Annotated in this window: 2 protein-coding genes; one reads left to right on the top strand and one right to left on the bottom strand. The window is 46.9% G+C overall.

Annotated elements, in window-relative coordinates; genetic code table 11:
• The coding region (locus BM174_RS20710; protein WP_143092523.1) for an N-6 DNA methylase at positions 1 to 1557 on the top strand (1557 nt) is incomplete at its 5' end.
• On the opposite strand, the gene BM174_RS21295 is transcribed toward BM174_RS20710, so the two are convergent.
• The coding region (locus BM174_RS21295) for a hypothetical protein (RefSeq protein ID WP_218152963.1) at positions 1523 to 1760 on the bottom strand (238 nt) is incomplete at its 5' end. The genes BM174_RS20710 and BM174_RS21295 overlap by 35 nt on opposite strands.

The following is a 1760-nucleotide window of genomic DNA, read 5'->3' as shown; positions in this document are numbered from 1 at the left end:
ATAATGGCACCAAGCAAAGAAGCAAAAACTTGGGAGTTTGGGGACTTTCAAACCCCCGCAGAACTTGCACGGCAAGCTCTATCTCACTTGAGAAAGCTCGACCCCGATTTTCGACCTCGAACTATCATTGAGCCGACCTGTGGTGTTGGCGCATTTCTTCTGGCCGCTGCGGACATCTTCCCCGAAGCTGAAAAAGTTGTTGGTTTAGAAATCGAGCCTAATTATCTGGCCAATGTTCGATCTACAGTATCAGATCGCTCTGACAGCCATCGCTTCGATTTGCGAGAGGGTGACTTTTTCAAGACTGATTGGGCTAGTCTTCTTGGAAAGCTGCCCGAACCAATCTTGATCGTGGGGAATCCGCCTTGGGTCACGAGTGCTGACATTGGTCGGCTCAAAGGAAGTAACCTTCCTGAAAAATCGAACTTTCAAAAATACACAGGCTTCGAGGCGGTTACAGGAAAAGCCAACTTCGACATATCAGAGTGGATGCTAATTCAAAATTTGAAGTGGATCAGCGAGCATAGCGGCTGTTTAGCTATGCTCTGCAAGACTTCCGTTGCGCGAAAAATCTTGCGTCATGCATGGAAAGATGGCGTTCCAACAACAGGTAGCCGCATGGTGCAAATCGACGCGATGGAACATTTTTCAGCGGCTGTCGACGCCTGCTTCTTCTCGGTCAAAACCAATGGGGGAAAAACCACAACTGATTGTGCTTTCTTCGACAGTTTTGACGCGACAGAGCCTTCAAATACTTTTGGATATCATGATGGGATGATGCTCTCGCACGTTGATCAGTTTTATGATCATAGAGAGCTTCTGGGAAAAGATAACCATTACACATGGCGCTCTGGAGTAAAACACGACAGCAGCAAGGTCATGGAGCTTCGCAAAGTCGATGGCGAACTCAAGAATGGATACGGCCAAGCTGTTCAACTAGAAAAATTGTACCGCTTCCCTCTCCTAAAAAGCTCCGACCTCGGCAATGGCAGAGTAAAAGAATCTCGGCTCGAAACTATAGTTACCCAACGAAAGGTCGGCGAAGCTACAGACTGTATTCGCGAACAAGCGCCTTTGACATGGGCATATCTGGAACAACATGGCGAGGCGTTGGACAGTCGAGGCAGTTCTATATATCGAAACAAACCGAGATTCTCTATTTTCGGTGTAGGTGCCTACACCTTTACAGATTGGAAAGTAGCAATCTCAGGCTTTTACAAAAGGCTAGAGTTTCAGGTTGTTGGTCCCATTGATGGCAAACCTGTCGTCTTTGACGATACGGTATATCTCCTCAATGCAAAAACACAGGAAGAAGCCTACTTTTTGGCCGATTTATTAAACTCTGAGCCATGCCAAAAATTCTTAGAATCTATGGTTTTTTGGTCAGAAAAGCGGCCTATAACAGTTGATCTTCTAAAGCGAATAAATCTCGAAAAGGTTGCAACACAGCTTGGACGGCAGGATGAGTATATTAGTTTTGTAGAGTTACCCGCCCTGCCCCTCTTCGCACCATCACAAGATACTACCTTTTCAAACGCGACCAAAATCCGCGCTTAGGTGCTTCTGTTGACTTCTCGCGTTGATCGGTAAGCTGGGCGGTTAATCTAGTGCGTTCACTCTCTGAACCATCGAGGCGGCGGCGTAAATCGTCGATCTGATCTTCTAACTGTCGCCGTTCTCGGTCACGCTCAAGGTCTGTTTTTTCTATTTGCTCACGCAGTAGTTTAACTTCGACCGATAGCCCACTGTTTCCATTGGGG

Source organism: Sulfitobacter brevis, from assembly GCF_900112755.1.
Taxonomy (GTDB): domain Bacteria; phylum Pseudomonadota; class Alphaproteobacteria; order Rhodobacterales; family Rhodobacteraceae; genus Sulfitobacter; species Sulfitobacter brevis.
Note: the sequence above shows the minus strand (reverse complement) of the source record. Positions and strands in the feature narration are given on the sequence as shown.